This window comes from Novilysobacter viscosus, from assembly GCF_046600715.1.
Classification (GTDB): domain Bacteria; phylum Pseudomonadota; class Gammaproteobacteria; order Xanthomonadales; family Xanthomonadaceae; genus Lysobacter_C; species Lysobacter_C viscosus.
The window spans coordinates 1-22,299 of record NZ_JBJMAV010000012.1 but is presented as its reverse complement, the minus strand read 5'-3'; the positions used below and the strand labels follow the sequence as shown (position 1 = coordinate 22,299).

General features: G+C 68.5%; 16 protein-coding genes and 2 pseudogenes. 6 read left to right on the top strand and 12 right to left on the bottom strand.

From position 1 onward, the window contains the following. Positions 1 to 83 precede the first annotated feature (83 nt). Together ACJQWL_RS13450 and ACJQWL_RS13445 are read left to right on the top strand one after the other, a co-directional pair. Positions 84 to 830, top strand: a complete 747-nt coding sequence (locus ACJQWL_RS13450) for an SPOR domain-containing protein (RefSeq protein WP_411300958.1) — start codon at positions 84 to 86, stop codon at positions 828 to 830. Between the two features lie 137 nt (positions 831 to 967). Continuing rightward, positions 968 to 1,399: a hypothetical protein gene (locus ACJQWL_RS13445; RefSeq protein ID WP_330969951.1), complete on the top strand. Its 432-nt coding sequence runs from the start codon at positions 968 to 970 to the stop codon at positions 1,397 to 1,399. A gap of 3 nt (positions 1,400 to 1,402) precedes the next feature. On the opposite strand, the gene ACJQWL_RS13440 is transcribed toward ACJQWL_RS13445, so the two are convergent. Together ACJQWL_RS13440 and speA are read right to left on the bottom strand one after the other, a co-directional pair. After that, a complete protein-coding gene (locus ACJQWL_RS13440) occupies positions 1,403 to 2,305 on the bottom strand; it encodes an NAD(P)-dependent oxidoreductase (RefSeq protein ID WP_330969952.1) in 903 nt (300 codons plus the stop codon). A gap of 202 nt (positions 2,306 to 2,507) precedes the next feature. Then, positions 2,508 to 4,418 (bottom strand): annotated as a pseudogene (gene speA / locus ACJQWL_RS13435) (arginine decarboxylase); the annotation flags it as partial. 190 nt (positions 4,419 to 4,608) lie between these two features. On the opposite strand from speA, the gene speE reads away from it, so the two are divergent. Further along, complete coding sequence (gene speE, locus ACJQWL_RS13430) at positions 4,609 to 5,460, top strand: polyamine aminopropyltransferase (RefSeq protein WP_330969953.1); 852 nt, start codon at positions 4,609 to 4,611, stop codon at positions 5,458 to 5,460. 394 nt (positions 5,461 to 5,854) lie between these two features. Here the strand turns inward: speE and ACJQWL_RS13425 are convergent, their stop codons facing one another. The 4 genes from ACJQWL_RS13425 to ACJQWL_RS13410 all read right to left on the bottom strand — a co-directional run bounded on the left by ACJQWL_RS13425 (position 5,855) and on the right by ACJQWL_RS13410 (position 11,775). Then, entirely contained in the window at positions 5,855 to 6,670 is an 816-nt protein-coding gene (locus tag ACJQWL_RS13425; protein ID WP_330969954.1) for a hypothetical protein, read from the bottom strand. A gap of 3 nt (positions 6,671 to 6,673) precedes the next feature. Beyond that, a complete protein-coding gene (locus ACJQWL_RS13420) occupies positions 6,674 to 8,935 on the bottom strand; it encodes a two-partner secretion domain-containing protein (RefSeq protein ID WP_411300957.1) in 2,262 nt (753 codons plus the stop codon). Between the two features lie 170 nt (positions 8,936 to 9,105). Continuing rightward, positions 9,106 to 10,776: a ShlB/FhaC/HecB family hemolysin secretion/activation protein gene (locus ACJQWL_RS13415; protein ID WP_411300956.1), complete on the bottom strand. Its 1,671-nt coding sequence runs from the start codon at positions 10,774 to 10,776 to the stop codon at positions 9,106 to 9,108. 660 nt (positions 10,777 to 11,436) lie between these two features. Continuing rightward, a complete protein-coding gene (locus tag ACJQWL_RS13410; protein WP_330969433.1) occupies positions 11,437 to 11,775 on the bottom strand; it encodes a P-II family nitrogen regulator in 339 nt (112 codons plus the stop codon). A gap of 193 nt (positions 11,776 to 11,968) precedes the next feature. On the opposite strand from ACJQWL_RS13410, the pseudogene ubiK reads away from it, so the two are divergent. Together ubiK and ACJQWL_RS13400 are read left to right on the top strand one after the other, a co-directional pair. Further along, positions 11,969 to 12,242 (top strand): annotated as a pseudogene (gene ubiK, locus ACJQWL_RS13405) (ubiquinone biosynthesis accessory factor UbiK); the annotation flags it as partial. 12 nt (positions 12,243 to 12,254) lie between these two features. Continuing rightward, on the top strand, positions 12,255 to 13,757 hold the full coding sequence (locus tag ACJQWL_RS13400; protein WP_411300960.1) for a YifB family Mg chelatase-like AAA ATPase: 1,503 nt from the start codon (positions 12,255 to 12,257) through the stop codon (positions 13,755 to 13,757). Between the two features lie 34 nt (positions 13,758 to 13,791). Here the strand turns inward: ACJQWL_RS13400 and ACJQWL_RS13395 are convergent, their stop codons facing one another. The 3 genes from ACJQWL_RS13395 to ACJQWL_RS13385 form a co-directional block, all read right to left on the bottom strand. Further along, positions 13,792 to 14,316 carry a hypothetical protein gene (locus ACJQWL_RS13395; RefSeq protein WP_330969431.1) on the bottom strand — a complete coding sequence of 175 codons (525 nt, stop codon included), beginning with the start codon at positions 14,314 to 14,316 and terminating at the stop codon, positions 13,792 to 13,794. A gap of 257 nt (positions 14,317 to 14,573) precedes the next feature. Then, a complete protein-coding gene (locus tag ACJQWL_RS13390; RefSeq protein ID WP_330969430.1) occupies positions 14,574 to 15,044 on the bottom strand; it encodes a hypothetical protein in 471 nt (156 codons plus the stop codon). 76 nt (positions 15,045 to 15,120) lie between these two features. Next, positions 15,121 to 16,326 (bottom strand): putative peptide maturation dehydrogenase, encoded by a 1,206-nt coding sequence (locus tag ACJQWL_RS13385; protein ID WP_330969429.1) that lies wholly within the window; start codon positions 16,324 to 16,326, stop codon positions 15,121 to 15,123. Position 16,327: 1 nt separating this feature from the next. Here ACJQWL_RS13385 and ACJQWL_RS13380 point away from each other — a divergent pair, with 1 nt between their 5' ends. Continuing rightward, positions 16,328 to 16,840 (top strand): NHLP-related RiPP peptide, encoded by a 513-nt coding sequence (locus ACJQWL_RS13380; RefSeq protein ID WP_330969428.1) that lies wholly within the window; start codon positions 16,328 to 16,330, stop codon positions 16,838 to 16,840. Here the strand turns inward: ACJQWL_RS13380 and ACJQWL_RS13375 are convergent. The 3 genes from ACJQWL_RS13375 to aceA all read right to left on the bottom strand — a co-directional run bounded on the left by ACJQWL_RS13375 (position 16,780) and on the right by aceA (position 21,955). Next, positions 16,780 to 19,443, bottom strand: a complete 2,664-nt coding sequence (locus tag ACJQWL_RS13375; RefSeq protein ID WP_330969427.1) for a putative peptide modification system cyclase — start codon at positions 19,441 to 19,443, stop codon at positions 16,780 to 16,782. The two genes, ACJQWL_RS13380 and ACJQWL_RS13375, sit on opposite strands and share 61 nt — an antisense overlap. Positions 19,444 to 19,446: 3 nt before the next feature. Beyond that, a complete protein-coding gene (locus tag ACJQWL_RS13370) occupies positions 19,447 to 20,505 on the bottom strand; it encodes a GGDEF domain-containing protein (protein ID WP_411300955.1) in 1,059 nt (352 codons plus the stop codon). A 130-nt stretch (positions 20,506 to 20,635) separates the two neighbouring features. Next, complete coding sequence (gene aceA / locus ACJQWL_RS13365) at positions 20,636 to 21,955, bottom strand: isocitrate lyase (RefSeq protein ID WP_330969426.1); 1,320 nt, start codon at positions 21,953 to 21,955, stop codon at positions 20,636 to 20,638. Positions 21,956 to 22,299: the final 344 nt, after the last annotated feature.

Sequence of the window (22,299 nt, the reverse complement as noted above, 5' to 3'; positions counted from 1 at the left end):
GCAGGCGCCGCGACGCATTGACTTAGACTGGCATTCCGCCCGGTACGCGCGCAGCGTCCGGGCATCGGCACGAGGACATGCACTTGGCAGCACGACGCGGCAAGACCCAGGCACGACGCAATTCCGGCCAGCAGGGCCTGCCCGGCTGGGCGTGGATGGTGCTGGGCATCGTGCTGACGGTGATCGTGGTGCTGGCGGCGCCGCGGCTGCTGAAGTCCGACGGTGACGGTTTCTTCCGTCCGCGCCCCAACCCCGATGCGCAACCCGCGCCGGTGGCCAGTGGCGGCGAGGACGTGACAGTCGACGACGCCGGCGACCCGGTGGTGGACGATGCCACCCCGGCCGACCCCGAGGCCCGCGAATTCGATTTCTACACGCTGCTGCCGGGCAAGGAAGTGGCGTTGAGCGATGCCGAACTGGCCGCGACCGAACGCGCCGAGGAACAGCGCCTGCAGGCCCTGCAGGATGCCCAGGCGCGGCGCGCGGACCCGCTGCCCGAGCCCGTCGACACCACGCGTGCCGCACCGGCCGACCCGGCGGCGGCGACTTCCGTGGCGACCGCACCCAGCAGCGCGACCGCGGCCGGCGCCGGAGACGGCAGCCGCTACCTGCTGCAGGCCGGCGCGTTCAAGGCCTCCGGGCAGGCCGAGGAGCTCAAGGCCCGCATCGCCCTGCTTGGGCTGGGGGCGCGGGTGGAAGCGGCACAGATCGACGACACCACCGTATACCGCGTGCGGATGGGCCCGTACGGCACCGCCACCGACCTGGCCGAGGCCAAGCGCAAGCTGTCCGGCGGCGGCCTGGAATCGCTCGCGATCAAGGTGAAGTAGTAGCGGCAACCCTCCGGCAGCCGCCTGCGCGAGCCGGCGCCTTCCGGGCGGCGGCAGGTGCCGGCCACGCGCCTGCACGTTGCACGTCACCCCCGCGCATTCCGTAGACTCGACGCACTCACGCTCCGGGACCGCGCATGCCTGCCTTCCGACTCGACACCCGCGTCCTCGCCGGAGGTGTCGTCGCCATGCTCCTGCTGCTCGCCTTCGACCTGTTCGCTTCGCTGGCAGGCGGGCGCATCGACGCGTTCGTGCGTACGCCCTGGGGTCCGTTCTCGGCGGCCACGCTGGCGGTGACCTTCGTGGCGATGGCCGTTGGCGGCTGGGTGGCGCGACGCGGATTCACCTGGGTGGCGCTGGCGTTGACCGCGCTGACCTGGGTGGTGGTGGTGGCGACCCTGCTGGCCATTGCCGGCCCGGACAGCCCCCCTCAGATGCGCGGCGTCGGCGGCGTGCTGCGCTACAACGCGGCGGCTATCGTGCTCGGCCTGGCCGTGGCCGCGCTCGGGGCCTGGGCCGGCCAATGGCTGGCGCAACGGCGGCAGGCGCCCCCTCCTACTTCGCCGTGATCCCTAGCCCGCGCTTTCGGCCCGTGGCGCCCGCTTGAGCCGGATCAGCGCGGAGGTATCGGCGTCGCCGTGGCCGCGCTCGACCAGTTCGGCGTAGTCGGCGGCGGCCTGGTCAAGGACCGTGGTGCGGATTCCGGTCTCGCGTGCCACCTGCTGCACGATCCGCAGGTCCTTGAGCATGTGCGCGGACTTGAAGCCCGGGGTGAACTCGTCGCGGAGCATCGTCTCTCCACGCTTGCCCAGGAACCAGTTCGCCGCCGCCCCGGCCATCAGCGTCGGCAGCAGGCGCACGGGGTCCAGTCCCAGCTTCTCTCCCAGCGCAAGCCCTTCGCACACCGCCTCGTTGATGCCGGCGACCAGCACCTGGTTGACCGCCTTGGTGGCCTGCCCGGCACCGCTTTCGCCCATGTGCGCGATGCCGGCGGCGTACGCCTCCAGTACCGGGCGCGCCTGCTCGATGGCCGCAGCCTCGCCTCCGGCCATGATCGACAGCCGGCCGGCGCGCGCGCCTTCCACGCCGCCCGACACGGGCGCGTCGACGAATCCGATGCCTTCCAGCGCCAGCATCGCGGCGGCCTTGCGCGCGGTCTGCACCGACACCGTCGAGTGGTCGATGACCAGCGCCCCGCGCTTGAGCACCTTGGCCAGGGAAGCGACGTTTTCCAGCACGTCCGCATCCAGCGGCACGCACATCGCCACCACGTCGCAGTCGGCGAAGTTGTCGGCCGAGCGCGCGGTACGCACGCCAAGCTCGGCGGCCAGCGCCTCGGCCTTGGACTGGGTGCGGTTGGCGACCACCACCAGCGCGCCCAGCGCGTGCAGGTGGCGCGCCATCGGGGCGCCCATGGCGCCCAGGCCGATGAAACCGGTTCGCGGGAGGGGGGGCGTGTCGATCGGTCGGGTCATGGCGGGGGTTCCTGCCCGGCGCGGGGTCGCGCCGGGATCGTCCAAGGGAGCAACGGGCCAACCGGCGCGGATCGGCCCAGGGGCATCCGTAGCGGGGTGGCGCACGGTGTCGGCTGCCGGCCGGGGCCGGCGGAGGTCATCGGTTCGCGGCCCCCGCGGGCGCCATGCCGTCGGGTAGCGAGGCACCGTCCGGCCTGTCGTCCAGGGGCGTGTCATCGAGGTAGGTGTACCCGGTCAGCCCGGTTTCAAGGGCGGCGGCCAGCCGCTGCGCCTCGGCGGCGGGCAAGCCGGCCGCGTCCACCCGGGCGCGGTAGGCCGCGCGCAGGTCCTCCAACCGGTAGCCGACGTAGTCCAGCATCACGTCGGTGGTGTCGCCGCTGCGCTGCTGCAGCAGCCGGTAGCCCTCGCCGCTGGCATCCACCTGCACTTCGACCGCGTCGGTGTCGCCGAACAGGTTGTGGATGTCGCCGAGGATCTCCTGGTAGGCACCCACCAGGAAAAAGCCCAGCCGGTACCCCTCGCCGGGCCGCAATGCATGCATCGGCAGCGAGGTGTTGAGCGATTCGTTCTCCACGTAGGTGTCGATTCGGCCATCCGAGTCGCAGGTGAGGTCGGCGATCACGCCACGGCGGGCGGGCGCCTCGTCGAGGCGCTCGATCGGCACGATCGGGAACACCTGCTGGATCGCCCACACGTCGGGCATCGACTCGAACACGCTGAAATTGACGAAGTACTTGTCGACCAGCCGCTGGTTGAGCTCGTCCAGCACCGGCTGGTGGCTCTTCTCGCCGGGGCTGAGGCGGCTGCGCACGCCGTGGGCGATGGCATAGAACAGGTCGTCGATGCGCGCACGGTGCACCAGGTCGATCTGCCCCAACGCATACGCCGAAAGGCCCTCGCTGTGGTGGTGCACGGCCTCGTGGAACAGTTCCACCGCCGGGCGCTGTCCCAGTTCGTCATGGATCTCGCGCAGGTGGCGCACCACCCCGGGCTCGTCCTCGAAGGCCTCGGGCACCCGGCCTTCGGGCGCGCGCTCGACTTCCGAGACGTTGGCCACCAGCACCGCGTGATGCGCGGTCATCGCGCGCCCGCACTCGGTGACGATGCGCGGCGGTGGCAAGCCGTGCTCGCGGCACGCTTCCGCCAGCGGCTGCACGATGGTCGAGGCGTACTGGGCCAGTCCGTAATTGATCGAGTAGTAGCTGCGCGAGCGGGTGCCTTCATAGTCGATGCCCAGTCCGCCGCCCACGTCCATGTAGCGCACGTTGGCGCCCAGCCGCGAGAGCTCGACGAAATACCGGGTGGCCTCGCGGATGCCGCTGGCGATGTCGCGCACGTTGGAGATCTGGCTGCCCATGTGGAAGTGCAGCAGCTGCAGGCAATCGGCCATGCCGGCGTCGCGCAGCCGCTTCCACAGGTCCAGGACCTGGCGCGGGCTGAGGCCGAACTTGGCCTTGTCGCCACCGCTGTTCTGCCACTTGCCGGCGCCCAGCGAGGCCAGCCGCATGCGCACGCCCAGGCCGGGCTTCACGCCCAGCGATGCCGCCTCTTCCATCACCAGCGACAGCTCGGAGGGCTTCTCGACCACGATGAAGGTTTCCAGCCCCAGCTTGCGACCGATCAGCGCCAGGCGGATGTACTCGCGGTCCTTGTAGCCATTGCAGACGATCAGGCCGCCCGGCTGGCTCAGCGCCAGGACCGCCATCAGCTCGGGCTTGCTGCCCGCTTCCAGGCCGAAGGCCGCCTGCGGATGGGCCGGATCGGCCGCGCCCCGCTCGGCCAGCCGGCCGGCCACGCCGCGGTGCTGGTTGACCTTGATCGGATAGACGGCGGTATAGCCGCCCAGGTAGTCGCAGTCGTCCATCGCCTGGCCGAAGGCGCGCTGCAGCTTCTGCAGGCGGTCGCCGAGGATGTCGGGAAAGCGCACCAGCAACGGCAGGCGGGCACCCTCGGCGCGCGCGGCGTCGACCACCTCCGGCAGGGCCACGGTCGGGCCCGCCTCCCCGCGCGGACGCACCACCACCCGGCCGGCCCCGTCCACGTCGAAGTACCCCTCGCTCCAGTGCGGGACGGAATAGGTGGTGCGGGCCTGATCGATCGACCAGTCGGACATCGGCGGGAACCGGGGGCGGGGGGAGGCGCATTCTACCGGACCCCCCGGCCCCGCCCCGTTCGCAGGGGGCCATGATCCGGCGCCCATGCCGGCTTCGCTACAATCCGCGCCCCTGCGATCTGCACCCCCGCGATCGCCGCCCTCACCCCGCCGTGGACCACCCCCCGCGGCGCAGACCACAGGAAGCCCCATGACCGAGCCCAGCTGGCATTACGAGAACTTCGAGACCACCGGTTCGGCCATCGGCTATCGGGTGACGCGCAAGCTCGACGAAGTGCAGTCGGACTTCCAGAAGATCGAGATCTTCCAGACCACCGACTGGGGCAACCTGATGCTGATCGACGGCGCGGTGATGCTCACCACCCGCGACAACTTCCTCTACCACGAGATGATGTCGCACCCGGCCCTGTTCACCCACCGCGCCCCCGCGAACGTGGTGATCATCGGCGGCGGCGATTGCGGCACCCTGCGCGAGGTGCTCAAGCACCCGGGCGTGGAACGCGCCGTGCAATGCGATATCGACGAGCAGGTCACGCGGATGGCCGAGAAGTGGTTCCCGGAACTGTGTGAATCCAACGGCGATGCGCGCGCGCAGCTGCTGTTCGACGACGGCATCGCCTACATGAAGAACTGCGAAGCCGGCAGCGTCGATATCGTCATCGTCGATTCGACCGACCCGGTAGGACCCGCCGAGGGCCTGTTCAACAAGGCGTTCTACGACAGCTGTTTCCGCGCGCTGAAGGACGACGGCATCCTGGTGCAGCAGTCGGAGTCACCGCTGGCGCTGCTGGACCTCATCAAGGCGATGCGCACCGAAATGGGCAAGGCCGGCTTCGCCGCCTTCCAGACCCTGCCCTTCCCGCAGCCGTGCTACCCGACCGGCTGGTGGAGCTGCACCCTGGCACGCAAGACCGGCCACGGGTTCGACTTCAGCGAGGATGAAGCCCGCGCCCGCACGTTCGACACCCGGTACTACAGCGCCGACATCCACCGCGGCGCGCAGTCGTTGCCGCCGTTCGTGGCGCAGGCGCTCGCCGGGTAGCCGGAGGGGCCGATTGGCCTCCGCCCCCGTCGCGGACACCGCGGGGGGCTACTCGCCGACGCGACCACACGCCACCGCGCCCGCGGTCCCCCTGCGAATGCACGCGCCCGGGTCCCAATTGAAAACCCGGGCGTCTTCGGCCAGCTGCTCGCGTGCGCCCAGGGTGCCGCAAACCGTCGACACCATCGTCTCGTTCCCGCCGGTGCGGATGCGCACCGCCTGACCCGATCCTAGCCCCGCTCCTGGCCGTCCATCCCGGGTTGCAGGCAACTTCCACCTTCAAGAAGGTCCCGACCGCGGCGGCCAGGATCGTGGGACGACAACGGCTTCCAGCCTTCTCCAGGGCAGCAGTTCGCCCCCGCCTGGCGGGGGCGCCCGAATCTTCGCGTGCCGATCAACGCTGGTCCCGTTCACCCCCAGCGGCCGTTGAACCCACCTCGTAGGAGTTGAACAGCTCCCGTGCCGGGCCCGTTTCAGGAAGGATGTACACGACCCCGCCCGGGCCCCGGAACACCGGACTGACCACGTCCTCATAAAAGCGCACCGGCACATTGATGCACCCGTAGGAAATACGGTTGTCGTCGGTGGTGGTACTCAGCAATCGCTCTCCGCGACGCTCGCTGGGCTGCCCCTTCACCACCCGATGCAGCGCAAGCGCGTCGTCATAGTCGATCCACAGAATCTCCTGGCCCTTGAGGTCGCGATCCAGAGCTGCGACGAAGCGACCGGCCGGGGTAATGCGGTCCTGTGGCCGGATTGCCGCCAATCGCAGCGCGCCGGTGCCTTCGGCAGAGACGTCACCCACTCCCATGCCGAGCAGCGCCGGTTCCGCGCCGCGCAGCTGACCCTGTGCATCGAAGACGAACACGCGGGCATTGACCTTGTCGATGATCATGTACGGCATGCCACCGTTGTCGCCTGAGTCCAGCGCCCAGTGGGCGATGTGCCGGACTTCTGCGGACGCCGGCTGCTTCTGGAAATTCGCCAGCCGCCAACCCCCGCCGCTCGTGGCGGCAGGGGCCTGCGCGTCGCCGCCCGAAGCGAGCGTCCCTGCATCGCCCGTGCTTGACTGCGCGGGGTAGCCCGCCGCCCCTGCGAGTCCTGCGTGCAGCGCAAGCAGGACCACCAGCCCCCGCGACCGGGCACGGACCAGACGGCGGGGCGCGGTGGTCCTTCCCGGCTGGATCGAACCTGGCGTGAGGTTGGACACCGCTCAGTTCCGGTAGGGCTTGGGTGTGCGAACCGGCGCCACGTATGGCTCTTCTTCGTCCGCGGGCGGCACCGGCGTCACTTCCAGCACCATGGGCGGCACCGACTCCGGCGCGACAGCGACCAGCTCTCCATGCGGGGGGAGGGGCAGAGGCGGCAACGGCGGGGTCACTCCGAGCGTCGTCGTCGTCGGCGGCGGCGGCGTTGCCGGCGGAGGCGTGACCGGCGGCGGCGGCGTAACCGGAGGCGGGGTCACCGGCGGCGGCGTAACCGGGGGCGGCGTCACCGGCGGCGGCGGCGGCGGCGGGGTCACCGGCGGCGGCGGCGGCGGGGTCACCGGCGGCGGAGGCGGCGGGGTCACCGGCGGCGGAGGCGGAGGCGGAGGCGGCGGTGTCGCAGCAGCCGTGATCGTTCCCGTCGTATGCGCGGACACCGGTCCACAACAATTGGCCGCGAGCGCATACAAGCCTGCGTCGGCTCCACCCAGGGTGTAGCCGGTGTAGCTGATGCCCGTATTGGCACCCACGTCCGGGGAATCGTAGTGGGCGCTTGCATTCGGACCAGCAACCAGCGTCACCCCTGCGGGGCTTCCCTTCAATCCCGACAGCGTAGTCGAGGTGGTGCCGTCGTAGGTCTTATCGCCCCCGTCGGCGAACACCAGCATGTACTGCCTCAGCGCGGCGCCCTCGGTCAGGGTGAAGTTGGTCGAGTAGTCCGTCGGTGCCGTGTACGAGACCGGGTTGTAGTAGATGTTGACCGGCGCGGCGGTGACCGTGGCGGGCGGTGCCAGCGAGTCGAACACCACGGTTCCGCCCTCGATGCCCGGGCCGCTGCCGTCGGTATCGGCGCTGAGGGTCAGCCCGAGCGGCAGGCCCAGGCTTCGGGTGGGATCCGAAGTGCCGCGGGTCAGGGTGATCGCCGCAAAGATGTTGACGTCGTCGTCGGCGCACATCATCAGGTTGCCATCGGTAACGGTGATGTCCGCTCGCTGGTTGACGTCGCGCCCGGCGGCCAGCAACACGCTGCCGTTGGTCGTGGTGATTGCGGCATTGACGTTTACGTCCTGCCCGCAGCACACCACTAGATTGCCATTGGTCGCGGTGATTGCCGCATTGATGTCGACGTTGCGATCGGCTTCCAGGGTCAGCGTCGTAGGGCCGCCACTGGCGGTCCAGCTGACCGCGTCATTGACGAAGATGTCGCCATTGTCGTTGCCGGCGCCAGCCGTGCTGATGGTGATGTTGTTGGTCACGAGCTGGGCCGACAGCGTTGAGCCAGCGATGTTGTCGCCCGGGGCACTGCCGATGGTGAAGTCCTGCGGGTCGATCAGCCATGTCCCGGTCCTGCCATCGGTCGCGGCAGTGGTTACCGTCACATCGCGGTGGACATTGACGGTCCTTGCGGAGGTCTCGATGAACCCGCCGTTGCCGCCATCCGGCGCGCTGGCATCCAGCACGCCGCCAGCATTGACGGTCCCGGTCTGCATGTCTCCCAGCAGCAGGATGGTGCCGTCGCGATTCTCGATCGTCTGCGCCTGGATGACACCGGTGTTGTTGACCACCGTATGCAACAGGTTTCCGACGGCCTGGGCAGTGAGCAGCACGCGGCCGCCGTCAGCGCGGATCAGCCCACCATTCTCTGCCAGCGCATCCACCGCGCCGGTGTCCACCGAGACATTCAACATGCCGTCGCCTGCCACATCCAGAGTGACCGCTGCGCCGGCCGCCAACGCCACGCTGCCCAGCCGCGCGGAGATCACGCCCTGGTTGCTGACGCTACGGCCCATCAAGGCCACGTAGCCACCGTCGGCGACGCGTATGTCGCCCTGGTTGACGATTGATCCGGCCCCCGCCCCGTTAAAGGCGTAGTTCCCGGCCATGAAATCCGCATCGCTGATTCCCATCGTCGAGGCCACCAGGCTGCCGACGTTGACCGAGGACCCTTTGCCGAACAGGATCCCGTTGGGATTGAGCAGGAAGACCTTGCCGTTGGACTTGAGCGAGCCGAGGATCACCGACGGGTCGGCACCCAGCACGCGGTTCAAGGCCACGGAAGTGCTGCCGGGCTGAACAAACTGCACGGTTTCACCAGACCCGATGCTGAAACTCTGCCAGTTGATCACCATGCCCCGGGTCGACTGGGTGATCGTGGTGTTGGCGCCGCTCCTGACAATCGTGCCGTCGCCTGCAACCACGACCCCGCCGGCGGGGCCCGCCTGCGCGGCACCGGCGAGCGCCAGCAGCATCGCGCCCGTCAGCGCATGCACGGCGAAACACCGTTCGCCGCGGCGCGAACCTGCGCCCTGGGGCCGCCGGGCTACGTTGGCAAGTCCCGTCACAGCGGCAGCGTGGCGGGAGCGGATCGATCGGATGGTGCTGTTCATTTGGTGGATCCTCGAAGGCTTTTCAGGTCCGGGTGTAGGGGCTGACCAACCGATCAGAAGTGCTTGATTGCCTGTATCCAGAAGCGTCCTGACTTGTCGGGCGCGGATATCGCGTCTTCGCTGCCGAGCTTCACCGCGTAGTAGGTCCGTATCGCGAAGTTCCCCGGATCACCCCACGTGGCGCCGAGGCCGGCGCTGCTGAGCGTCCTGCTGTTGTCTCCGGCGTACCACGGGTTCTTGTCGACGGTGACGTGCCCGGCATCGACGAAGCCGAGCACGTGCACCTGGCCCGGCACGCGTTCCGACAAACCCGCCAGAAGCAGGTGGGCCTCAAGGTGCGCCAGGTAACCCTCGTCGCCGAATGCCTCGCCCTGCGGATAGGCGCGCACCCCGTCCATCCCGCCGAGCACCAGTTTTTCCGATGGGTCAAGGTTCCTGGTGGCGTGCTGGGCAGTGAACGAACCGTGCAGCGAGAGCTTGTCGGTGACGCGCTGTTGTCGCGTCGCGTTGAACCAGAGCTTGCCGTAGGAACCGTCCGTACGCGCGCTCCCGGCGTCCGCGGCGAGGGCCTCCGGTGTCTGGATGTCGAGCGTGCCAGCCGAATAGGCAAGCACGAACGTGCTGTAGCCTCCGCCGCCGAAACCGTCATGGTGGTTGCCGTACAGGCTCGGGGTGAATACCCGGGCCTCACGGTCGGTAACGCTCGGGATGACGTCGATGCGGTCTTGGAACGTACGGCTCTCGGCGGCGAAACCGAAGTACAGATTCGTGTCTCGCGAGCGGATCAGCGGGTAGCTGCCGAAAAGGCTGACGACCTCCGCCGTGCCGTTCGCACCGAGCAGTTCGAACTGCTCGCCCAACTCGTATTCCAGCCGGCTGTAGGCAATGCCGGCGGTCGCCCGGCCCAGTTGCAGCTGGTAGGACACGCGACCGTACTGGAGTCCCGAGCCCGAGGTCAGGGCAGTGAGGGAAGCCACGTCGCCGCGTCCCAGCGGGTTGTTGAGGTTCACGGTGGCCCCCACTCGGTTCTCCCCGGTGTAGGGGTTGCCTGCATTGTCGGCATAGACGCTGCCGCTGACGCGTTTTCCGGGGGTGACGTCGACGATCAGATCGGAGCTTCCGGGCATGCTGCCGGGGACCAGGGTTGAACTCACCTTGACGCCCGGGATGTCCGAGAGGAGCAGCAACCGGCTTTCGAGCGGGTCCAGCGTGATCGCGTCGCCACTTTCGAGCCCGTCGAGCAGTCCCGTCGCCACGCCGTCGGCGAGGTTGGTCTGGTTGCGCAGCGTCACCTGGCCGTAGTTGCCTTCGCTGACCGCGATCGTCACGACGTGGTCGGACACGTCCTGCGCTGGCAGGTATGCGCGCGCAACGAAGTATCCGTTCGTGCGGTAATGCTCGGTGATTCGCGCCGCCATCGCCTGCAGCTGCGGCAGCGTGTACTCCACTCCCGGGGTGAAGCCGGAGACCGTGATGAGCGCGTCCGCGGTGTAGGCACGGGCACCGGAGATCTCAAGCCGGGTGACCAGCACGCGCACCGAGTCGGCGCTGGGTGCGCCGGGCGTGGTCGCCTCTTCGATGCGAATCTCGGGCGCAGGTTGTTCCGTGGCCGGGGGAGGTGGCAGCTGCCGGAGTTGGCTACCAGCGCCCGGGAGCTGCTGGGCGTGCACGCCATGACCCAGCGTGAGCAACAGCAGCGGCAGGAGACACTTGACCTGTTTCATGGGAGTTCCCTGAGGGTGGATCCGGCCCACTGCGGACGAGTGGTCAACGAATCCATACCATTTGATCTGGTGGTGGGGGGACGACTGGAGAGTTTTGAACCGCCCACTTCCTTGGACGTCGCGTATCGCTAGGCTGACCAGAGGCCGAACACGACCCAGGTGGTCCGGTCGCTCCTGCAGGCCGTTTGTCCAGGACGACTCCACGCGAGCACAGCCGCGGCAGCGCACCTGCGAATCGGATCAGGAACCGGCCCGAACCCTTTCCTTCAACCCGGGCCCATTCACGAGACAGGCATAGCCGGGACGTCCAAGCTCCCGCGAGGACGCGACTCGTTGAATGTGGTCGGAAAAGGCGTGTGCGCGACGCCCGGGGAACACCCGTTACACCGATATCGTGTCCGATCTCGGTCCCGGCGAGCGCGGGCTGGAGGCTGACTTGCAATGGCCACACGTTCGTGGCGTATCGCGTGATGCGCAGTGCGGAGGCAGTGTCAACTGCCGTCCTTGTGTCGCTATGCAACGAGTAGGCGCGCCGCCCAATGAATTCGTCGTGAACCCTGCCAAGCGCGCCCGGAAACACCCGCGGCGGGCGATGGCGCGGCACGCTGAAGTAGATCGGCAGCGTCGATCGCGACGACCCGTCGGCAGGACCTCAATGCGCTACAGCGCGTCCGCGTCCAGTTCGCCGGTGCGGATCCGCACCGCGCGCTCCAGGTCGTAGACGAACACCTTGCCGTCGCCGATCTTGCCGGTGCCCGCCGCCTTCATGATCGCCTCGACCACGGCGTCCGCCTGGTCGTCGGTCACGGCGACCTCCAGCTTGATCTTGGGCAGGAAGTCGACCACGTACTCGGCGCCGCGGTAGAGCTCGGTGTGGCCCTTCTGCCGGCCGAAGCCCTTGACCTCGGTGGCGGTGATGCCTGCCACGCCGGCCTCCGAGAGCGCCTCGCGGACGTCGTCGAGCTTGAACGGCTTGATCACGGCCATGATCATCTTCATTGAGGGCTTCTCCAGCGTGCCTGCGTGCGCCATGCAGGATAACGCGTAGCCCCTGCGTCGCCCGGCCGGCCTCGGGTAAAGTTCGGGTCCGCCGCTGCGGACTTACCCGACAGCCAGGCACGGCGGCCGCCGATGGTGTCGCCGCGACACGCCCCGCAAGCTGCAGGGCCGCGCTACTGGAGATCCGCCCGCCATGATCGACCTCAACCCCATCGACGACCTTGCCCGGCGCCTGGACCGCCTGGTCCCCCCCGGGCTTCGCGAAGGTCGCGAGGAACTGCAGCAGAACTTCCGTGCAGTGCTGCAGTCGGGCTTGGCCAGGCTGGACCTGGTGACGCGCGAGGAGTTCGAGGTGCAACGCGCGGTACTGCTGCGCACGCGTGAAAAGCTCGAAGCGCTGGAACGCACCGTCGCCGCGCTGGAGGCCGGACCCCCGGCCCGCCGCGCAGGCGACACCCACGACGCCTGAGTCGGTTCCGTTGAACCTGGCGGTGGTGCACAGCCGTGCACGCGTCGGCGTGCGCGCGCCTGACGTGCGGGTGGAGGTGCACCTGGGCGGTGGCCTCCCCTCGATGTCGATCGTCGGGCTGCCCGAGGCGGCGGTGCGCGAGTCGAAGGACCGCGTGCGCGCCGCCATCCAGTGCGCGCAGTTCGAATTCCCCCAGCGCCGGATCACGGTCAACCTGGCGCCCGCCGACCTGCCCAAGGACGGCGGGCGCTTCGACCTGCCCATCGCGCTGGGCATCCTCGCGGCCAGCGGGCAGGTGCCGCTGGAGGCGCTGCGCGATGTCGAGTTCCTCGGCGAACTGGGCCTCACCGGGGAGCTGCGGGCGGTCGAAGGCGTGTTGCCGGCGGCGATCGCGGCGGCCGACGCCGGGCACCGGCTTGTGGTTCCGCTGGGCAACGGTCCGGAGGCGGCACTGGCCGGCCGGGTCGAGGCGCGGACCGCGCGCACCCTGCTGGAGGTCTGCGCGATGCTCGGTGGGCACAAGACCCTGCCCAACGCCGTTGCACCCGCGCCGACCCGTGACCCCGGGCCGGACCTTGCCGACGTCCGCGGCCAGGTGCACGCACGCCGTGCGCTGGAGGTCGCGGCCGCAGGGGGCCACCACCTGCTGCTGGTGGGACCGCCCGGCTGTGGCAAGACCCTGCTGGCCTCGCGCCTGGCCGGGCTGCTGCCCGAGGCCAGCGAGGACGAAGCGCTGGAGAGCGCGGCGATCGCGTCGATCAGCGGCCGCGGCCTGGACCCGGCCCGATGGCGCCAACGGCCCTACCGCAGCCCCCACCACACCGCCAGCGCGGTGGCCCTGGTCGGGGGCGGCGCGCTGCCGCGGCCGGGGGAGATCTCGCTGGCCCACCATGGGGTCCTGTTCCTGGATGAGCTGCCCGAGTGGGACCGCCATGCGCTCGAGGTGCTTCGCGAGCCGCTGGAGTCGGGGGTGGTCACCGTGTCGCGGGCCGCGCGCACCGCCGAATTCCCCGCCCGCTTCCAGCTGGTGGCGGCCATGAATCCGTGTCCGTGCGGGTGGGCCGGCGATCCGAGTGCCCGCTGCCGCTGCAGCGGCGATGCGATCCGCCGCTACCGGGGGCGCGTGTCGGGCCCGCTGCTGGATCGGATCGACCTGCAGGTCGAAGTGCCGCGCCTGCCGCCCGCCGAGCTGCGCGCCGATGCGCCGCCGGGTGAGGCCTCCGCCGCGGTCCGCGCCCGGGTGGAAGCCGCCCGTGCACGCCAGCACGCGCGGGGCACCTCCACCAACGCCCGCATGCCGCAGGCCCAGCTCAACGCCACCTGCGTGCTGTCAGCCGCCGACCAGGCTCTGCTCGAACGCGCCGTCGACGCGCTGCAACTGTCGGCACGGTCGATGCACCGCATCCTGCGCGTGGCGCGGACCATCGCCGACCTGGACGGCAGCGACTCGATCGCCACCGTGCATGTCAGCGAAGCGATCGGCTACCGCCGTGGCGTCTGCACGCCCGCTTGAAGGGTGCGCGTGCCGGCAATGGAACGCAGCGGAATCAGCCGCAACCTGGCGGTATGCAGGCGCGCGGCCGGTTGAGGAAGTCGCGGGCGCCCTCGCGGGCCTGGTCGCGCTCCTTTTCGGTGCCGCACCGGGTCGTCATGCGACTGGTGCCGGACATGCGTTCGCGCCAGCACACGTTCTGCTCGTCACGGCCCGTGCGGCCGCCCTTGATGTAGGCGTTGATCCGTTCGAGCGCGTTCTCCAGCTCCACCTTCTGGTTGATCGACAGCTCATCCAGCGTCGCCTTGCCCTCGATCAGCGCGAACACCGTGGCCTGCTCCTGGCGGATCCGGTTGACCTCCCGCTTGCTCAGGCGTTCGGCCTCGCCGCCGTCAAGGGTGGATTTCAGTTCCAGTTGCTGCTCGCGAATCAACTCGAGGCCGTTGGGCTCCTGCCCGGACGCATCGTCCTGCCCCGAGACCAGGGCCCCGGTCTGCGCCGCTGCGCTGCGCGCGGCCCCCAGGCCAGCCACCATAGCGATGGCCAGCAACCCCGCCACTACCAAATCACGATAGATCATCGTCAGCGCTCCTTAAGAGTTGTTGGATCCGACGAAGCAAACCCGCGAACCATCACCGAACCGCGTTGGCGGAAAGCCCATCTCGCACCCGCCGGGCCAACAAGTCAAATGTCAATCGTGGAGGGAGCACCTGCCGTAGTCTCCCCGGCGTCGCGCCGACACGGGTGCCCATGCGAGTCCGGCCGGTGACGTGCTGGCCGCCGACTCGGGGCGAAAAAAAGGCGGCCATTGGCCGCCTTTTTGCCGACTGGCCGAGCTTATCGCCGACCGAGCGGATCGCCATCCATCATGCGCTGGCGGCCTTCTTCACGCATGCGCCGCATCGCGGCAACCGTCATGCACACGCGCTCCTTGCGGTTGCTGCCAATGGTGGTGCGGACTTCGCAAACCATGCGCTCATCTTCTGCACGGTTCACCGTAGCCTCGATCCACTCGAGCGTATTGAACAGCTCGATCTTCTGCTTTTCGGTGAGATCGTCCGCGGTCTGCTTGCCTTCGATCAGGGCCAGCATCCTCTCCTGGCGCGACACCAGCTCACCGCGCTTGGTGGCCGGGAGGCCTTCGTAGATCCCTCGGCCTGCCTGTACGCCGGCACGGATCTCGGCCTGCTGGGCACGCACATCGTCCAGGTTGAGGGACGGGGTGTCGGCCGCCAGGGCGGGGGCAAAGACAACGCTGGCGCAGATGGCCAGGGCCGCGATCAGACTGCGAACATACATGTCGTGCAACTCCTGTGAAATGGGCCGCCACCCTATTACGCCCCGGGGGGTCTGTCTAATGCCGGAAGTCGCGCCCTCCGGACGGCTAAGCTGAACCGGGTTCGGCCGCCAGCCGCCAGACCTCGCCCCCCGGGTCCAGTTCGGCCGTCTCCATGGCCTGGGCACGCCAGCCGAAGCCGCAGATCGCCAGCGCGCCCTGGTGGATCGGGTCCAGCCCGAACGCCTGCTCGACCTGCACTTCGTTGATGGCCCCGGTGATGAATGCCCCCAGCCCGGCCTCGGTGGCGGACAGGTACAGGGTCTGCGACAGGTGCCCGGCCTCCATGGCGACCACGCGGTAGCCCTTGGCGTGGTGGCGGTACTTCCAGAACGTGCGGTCGAAGCGCGGGGCAAGGATGACCAGCACGTGGGCATCGGCGAACCAGTGCTGCTGGGCGACCATGTCCATGACGAAGCCCCGCAATCCGTCGCCCTCCCAGCTGCGGCCGTCGGGCACCGGCAGCGGCTCCAGCGCGTGGGCGGTGGCGTGGTAGTGGTACAGGCCGGGCGCCACGCCCTCGGCGTGCTGGACGATCAGGTAGCACTCCATCGGGTGCAGCCCGCCGCCTGAAGGCACGTTCTTCTTCAGGAACACCAGGTCGTCGCTGACCCGTACTTCGGCCTGCGCGGCGAACACGCGCTGCAGCACCTGGGCGAACACCTCGAAGGGCACCCGTCGCTGCGCGTCGAAGTTCCGGCAGGTGGCGCGCCGCGCCAGCAGGGCATCGAAGTCGTTGGGCAAAATGCGCGGCAGCGTCACCGCGTCGTCAGCCGCGGTGACGCTGGCCGCCTCCACCGGCGGTGCGCCCAGCACCTCGCGCATCGCCACCGCGGTTTCGGTGCCGCTGTCCTGGGAGTTCCTGACGGTGTTGACGCCGCTCCAGCGGGTAAAGGCGTGCAGCGTGGCGGCCAGCGGGTGCCAGTGGACGGCGCGCAGCGACTCGTCCCGCTGGCGCAGGGCATCGTGCCCGGCCGCGTCGGTGACCACCAGCCCGAGGCCGATCAGCCGCGGCAGGGCGGCGGCCACCTCCGCATCCAGCGTGCCCGGATCGATCCATTGCGTCGGGCTCAGCGCTCCGAGCAGTTCACGCCCGGCGGCATCCACTTCGACCTCATCCCCAAGGTGCGGAGCCAGTGCCAGCCAGCGGCGGACGCGGCGGATGCCGTCGCCTCCCTGCAACAACTCGCCCAGGTCGAACGCGGTGTCCTCCCGCGGCTCCAGGTACAGCACAGCGCAACGCCTGATCCGCATCATGTCCCCCTGGGAATCGACCCGGCACGGTTCTACGCCGGTGGTTGCCATTGTCCTCCATGCCGCGCTGGCTGCACTTCCCACCACGGTGTTGCGGTTGTCCACCCGGGATGATGGGGTTAGATTCCGCCAGCCAGCCGCGTGGCTGATGCACAGGGGGAAGGGGACGACCATGACGATGACCGCACCGCTGGAGGCCAGGATTGCCGACCGGCTGTTGGACCTGTTGAGTACGGACGACGGTTTTCGCGATCGCTTCCAGCGCGATCCTCTCTCGGCCCTGTCTGAAATCGGCTACGTGCCGCAGGAGCCCGGGGCGATGACAGCGTGTGGGCTGTCGCTGGCGATCGCGCCCCAGCCGTTTCGCGACTGCAAAGTGCGGCAACTTGCTCCAAAAGAGGTAATTCGCGGTGCTCGTGAAGAAATCAGGGTGATGCTGCTCAAGGGCCTCAATCAGACAACACCGACTTTAGATACCAAGTTGGCGAGCGCCGCCCGCCTATCGCTTAAATGAGCCGGTAGGATTTCAACTGGCCAGATTCGATCGAACTCGGCTAATTTGGCGACAGCAGCCTTGCGGTTACCTTGGCGCGCGAGCAGCTCGGCCTCCGCAAGCACCGCAAGGTTGCTGTCCACGACATTTAAGGCTTGGACGCAGTGGCCGCACCGCAACTCGACGTAAGCCAATCCACGACGCCGCTGCAGCCAACGGGCCTCCTTCACTGCTTCATCAAGCTTGCCTGCATCTGAGTACGCACTGAGAAGTGCAACTTTCATCTGATAGCGTGCATTCTCGCTTGAGCTGCCCTCAAGGGTGGCGATTGCCTGGTTAGTATCTCCGCGTAACCTTAAGACCTCTGCACGTAGTATTTCATGCAGCTCAGTCAAACTAGGGGCTGACACGATTTCAGCGTGCCGACGCAATGCGTCCAACACTCGCTTGGCAAGATCTTCATCGCCAAGCCGTTGCCCCAGTAGAGCCGCATAGATTGCTAAGGCAACGTCATCTTCGGCATTGGGATTCCAGCCGGCGTCCAATGCGGCGATCGCCTCGCCTGCTGCCCGCTCGACCTTTCCCGCGGCACTCTCTGACTCGCCGGACATCCACTCGGCGACGGCGAGCTGAAGCAGCATCGCGCGCCCGGAATACGCGTCTTGCGCTTCGAACCTGCCGAGTGCCTCGTTAGCTGCCTTGCGCGCAGTCATCCATTGCCCTCGATCTACTCCAAGACTTACCTGTTCAAAGTAAGCGTGTGGATTCTGCTTCGGTAGCGACTCAGCAAGCACAGAAGCCGCATGGTGGCGTCGCATTGCCGCCTGTAGTGCCACCTGCCGCCGGAGGGCGCTGGAATAACCCAGCGAGACTGCCGATTCCAGAGCGCTGGAAGCTTCCGAGTACTGCTCCAGCCCCAGGAACAATCTGCCAAGCACGTCATAGTTGATGGAGGCGGTTTCGTTCTGAGGCTGCGCAGCGGACTTCGCGATCTCTAACGCTTCATCGAAGCGGTTGTCCTCATATAGCCAGATCGCCGCGCTTGTGAGGCCCGGAAAGTAGTCGGGGTAGAGGCGTGCAAGCTCCTGCCATCTTGAGGAGGCTTCCGACGGCTCGTCGAATCGTGCAGCCCACGCTTCCATGTACATGATTTCGCGCGGTGCCAAGTGATCGCGCAACACCTGCGCCTTTCTCAACGCAGCTACCGCATCCTCTTTCTCTTCTCGCGCGAAACTGACTCTCATCCGACCAAGCCAAGCGAGGGCAAAGCGGGGATCGATCTGAGTGGCACGCTCATAAAGGCGCATGGACGTGTCGTAATCCTGTCGCGCATAGGCCTTCTGAGCGATCGCATAGGCGCGAAGTGCATCAAGACTGCGGGTCGTAACTTGAGGCAGCGCGCTGGAGCTTTCTTCGATTACTTGTAGCGCTTCGCCCAACTCTTGCCGAAGGGCGGCTACCACGTTGTCGACCGATTCGAGCGCTGACGCAGCGCCTTGCCCTTCTGCCTGCTCCGCAAAGACAGTCGACTGAGTAGCAGGATCGATCACCTCAACACTGAACCGCACGCGCCCACCCACCTCCGCCACCGTCGGCAGGATCACCGCGCGGGCGCCGTCGCGCAGGGCGATTTCCGAGGCGATGTCGCGGTCGATGACGGTGTCGGCGGGCAGTTGCATGCGCGCCAGGGTGTCGCGGGTCTTGAGGTCGCTGAGCAGGTTGACGTGCCGCGACTGTTCCAGGCTGATGCGGAAGGCCTGCTCCAGCGACTCGTCCAGCACGCTCTGGCCGGTGAGGTTGCGCAGGTCGCCGACCACCACCCAGTCGCGCTCGCCAAAGGCGATTGCCGGTGCGGGGCGGGTGCCGAGCCAGCCACCGATGCCGACCGCCACCACCAGTGCCACCTGCGCGGCCAGCATGGCCGGTCGGCGCCACAACGGGACCGCACGCCAGGCCTTCGGGCTGTTTGGCGGCGCGCGCAGCGGGGCCAGGCCGGGCTCGCCGACCTCGAATATTTCCTGCGGCTCGGGCACGCCCTTGAAGCGCCAGCGGCCCAGCGACTTCCAGATCAGGTTCTGGCCGCGCTCGCCGAGCTCGCGCGCCGCGCGGTGGGCCAGCGGCTCGGCCACCGCCGACAGCAGGATCTGCCCCGGGCGCGCCATCGACATCAGGCGGGCGGCGGTCGGCTTGGCCAGGCCCTCGACCTCGATGGGCTTGGCGCCCACGCGCACCGACTCCTCGCTGTTCCGCCACGTCAGTACCTCGCCCACGTGCAGGCCGGCGCGGACCTTGATGTCCATTGAACGCAGCTTTCCGGTTTCGGCCAGTCCGCGGGCGTAGTCGATGGCGAAACCGAGCCCGTCGATGGGGCGCTCGAACAGCAGCAGCAGCCCGTCGGAACGGTCGATCAGCCGGCCGCGCCAGCGCTGCTGCAGGGTCAGCACCAGGCGGTCGTGTTCGCGGAACAGTTGCGCCGTGCCCTTGTCGCCGAGCACTTCCACCAGCCGGGTGGAATCGCAGATGTCGGTCAGCAGGATGGTGCGCAGTTGCGGCGCATCGCCCGCATCGAACATCGCCCCCTCGGTCGAAGGCGTCGCTGCGACGTCAAGCGGGGTGGCGCTCATCGGTCAGTCCGTCGCGCCGGCCGGCGCCTGCCACTCCACGCGGCCGCCTCCCAGCCGCTTGGCGCGATAGAGCGCGCCGTCGGCCTGCGCGTACCAGTCGTTCCAGTCCTGCTCCGGGTCGACCAGCGCCGCCCCCACGCTCAGCGGGCAGATGGTGGGCGAGGCGTGGTGGTCCTCCGACAGCTCCATCAGCTGCCGCGCGGTGCGCACGATGTATTCGGCAAAGCGCATCACCTCGTCCTTGGACGAGGCGGTCACCAGCAGGCAGAACTCGTCGCCGCCCAGGCGGCACGCGATGTCGTCCGGGCCGGACACGGCGCGCAGGATGGAGGCGACGCTCTGCAGCACGCGGTCGCCGACCAGGTGGCCGTGGTCGTCGTTGACCTGCTTGAAGCGGTCGCAGTCCACCAGGATCAGGCCCAGTCCACCGGGCATGCCGATGGCCCGGCTTTCCTGCAGGTGCAGGTGCAGCCCGCGGCGGTTGTACAGGCCGGTGAGGTCGTCGGAACGGACCAGCTCCTCGGTGTGATTGAGCTGGGTGGTGGTGGCATGCAGGTGGTCCAGCGCGGCCTGCAGGTCATGGTTGCGACGCCGCAGCCGACGGATCAGGCCCTGCTCGTTGGCGACCACGCGCATGATCGCCCGACGCAGGAAATAGGAGACCAGGCCCGAGTCGCGGTCCACCAGCCGCTCGAACTCGGTGTGGGACAGCTCCAGCAGCGCGCCGTCCATGGTGACCGTTGCATCGGCGCTGCGGGGGTGGTCCCCGATCAGCAGGCCGAGCTCGCCGAAGAACTCGCACGGCCCCAGCCGCTTGGCCAGCAGGTCATCGCCGAAGTCGAGTTCGACCTCGCCGCTGGCGACGACATACATCGTGGTGCCTTCGTCGCCACGGTGGAACAGCACCTCGCCGGTCACGACCCGGCGCTCGCGGCCTAGGCGGGCGAACAGATCGAACTCGGCGGAAGTCAGCACGGCGGCAGCCAGGTTCCCGGGGGTTGCCACAGGGTCCGCCACGGCCGGCTCACAGATCGGCATGCGCATCACGTTGTCGCGATTCATCCCTGCTCCCGCCGGTCCGGCCCACGCACGCGATTGAAAATGAACGCGTTGTGAAGCCGAGCATATCACCAGACCTCCGGGAAACGGGGCCTGGTGCCGGGGCCGGCCAGCGGGTCCAGGGCCGGCCGGATCAGGCCGCGATGGCGGGCGCGCCGTCTTCGAACTGGGCTTCCTCGGTCGAGCCCTTCAGTGCGACGGTGGACGAGTTGGCGCCCTGGACGGTCTGGGTGACCGCATCGAAGTAGCCGGTGCCGACCTCGCGCTGGTGCTTTACCGCGGTAAAGCCGCGGCCGGCTGCGGCGAACTCGCGCTCCTGCAGCTCGACGAAGGCGCTCATCTGCCGGCGCGCATAGCCGTGGGCCAGGTCAAACATGCCGTAGTTGAGCGCGTGGAACCCGGCCAGGGTGATGAACTGGAAGCGATAGCCGTAGGTGGCGATCTCCTTCTGGAAGGTGGCGATGGTCGCGTCGTCCAGGTTCTTCTTCCAGTTGAAGCTGGGCGAGCAGTTGTAGGCGAGCATCTTGCCCGGGTACTTGGCGTGGATGGCCTGGGCGAACTTGCGCGCGAACTCCAGGTCCGGCTTGCCGGTTTCGCACCACACCAGGTCGGCGTACGGCGCGTAGGCCAGGCCACGGCTGATCGCCTGGTCCAGGCCGTTGCGGGTCTTGTAGAAGCCCTCGCCGGTGCGCTCGCCGGTGATGAAGGGCTGGTCGTTGGCGTCGATGTCGGAGGTCAACAGATCTGCCGCCTCGGCGTCGGTGCGCGCCACGATCAGCGTCGGCACGCCCATGACATCGCTGGCCAGGCGGGCGGCCACGAGCTTTTCGACCGCTTCGCGCGTGGGCACCAGCACCTTGCCGCCCAGGTGGCCGCACTTCTTGGCGCTGGCCAGCTGGTCCTCGAAATGCACGCCGGCCGCGCCGGCTTCGATCATCCCCTTCATCAGCTCGAAGGCGTTGAGCACGCCGCCGAACCCGGCCTCGGCGTCGGCCACGATCGGCTGCAGGAAGTCGATGTCGCCCTCGCGCCGCTCGCCGCCGTTCTCGGCGCACTGGATCTGGTCGGCGCGCAGCAGGGTGTTGTTGATGCGCTTGACCACGGCGGGCACCGAGTCGGCCGGGTACAGCGACTGGTCCGGATACATCTGGCCGCCGAGGTTGGCGTCGGCGGCGACCTGCCAGCCCGACAGGTAGATCGCCTTCAGGCCGGCCTTGACCTGCTGCATGGCCTGGTTGCCGGTCAGTGCGCCCAGTGCGTTGACGAACGGCTCGCGCTCAAGGTGGCGCCACAGCTTTTCCGCGCCGAGCCGGGCGAGGCTGTGCTCGACCGCCACGCTGCCGCGCAGGCGGACCACGTCCTCGGCGGCGTACGGGCGCTGGATGCCGGCCCAGCGCGGTTCGTTGGCCCACTGCTGGCGGAGCTGGTCGGCGGTCTGGAACGGTGCGGTCATGGTGGTGTCCTCGGGGTGGCGGGGGCGGTTTCGTAGGAGCGGCTTCAGCCGCGATCGGAACGTGGCGTGGCTACGATGGATTGGGGTTCGCGGCCGGAGCCGCGCCTACAGGGGTGGCGGTGGGTTTCTGTAGGAGCGACGTGAGTCGCGATCGGAGGCCGGTGGTGGCGCGGTTGTCGGGGTGGCGCGGTCGCGACTCACGTCGCTCCTACAAGGGGGTGTGTCGCGTGGGCTGGGGTCTTGTGGGAGCGGCTTCAGCCGCGATCGGAACGTGGCGTGGCTACGATGGATTGGGGTTCGCGGCCGGAGCCGCGCCTACAGGGGTGGCGGTGGGTTTCTGTAGG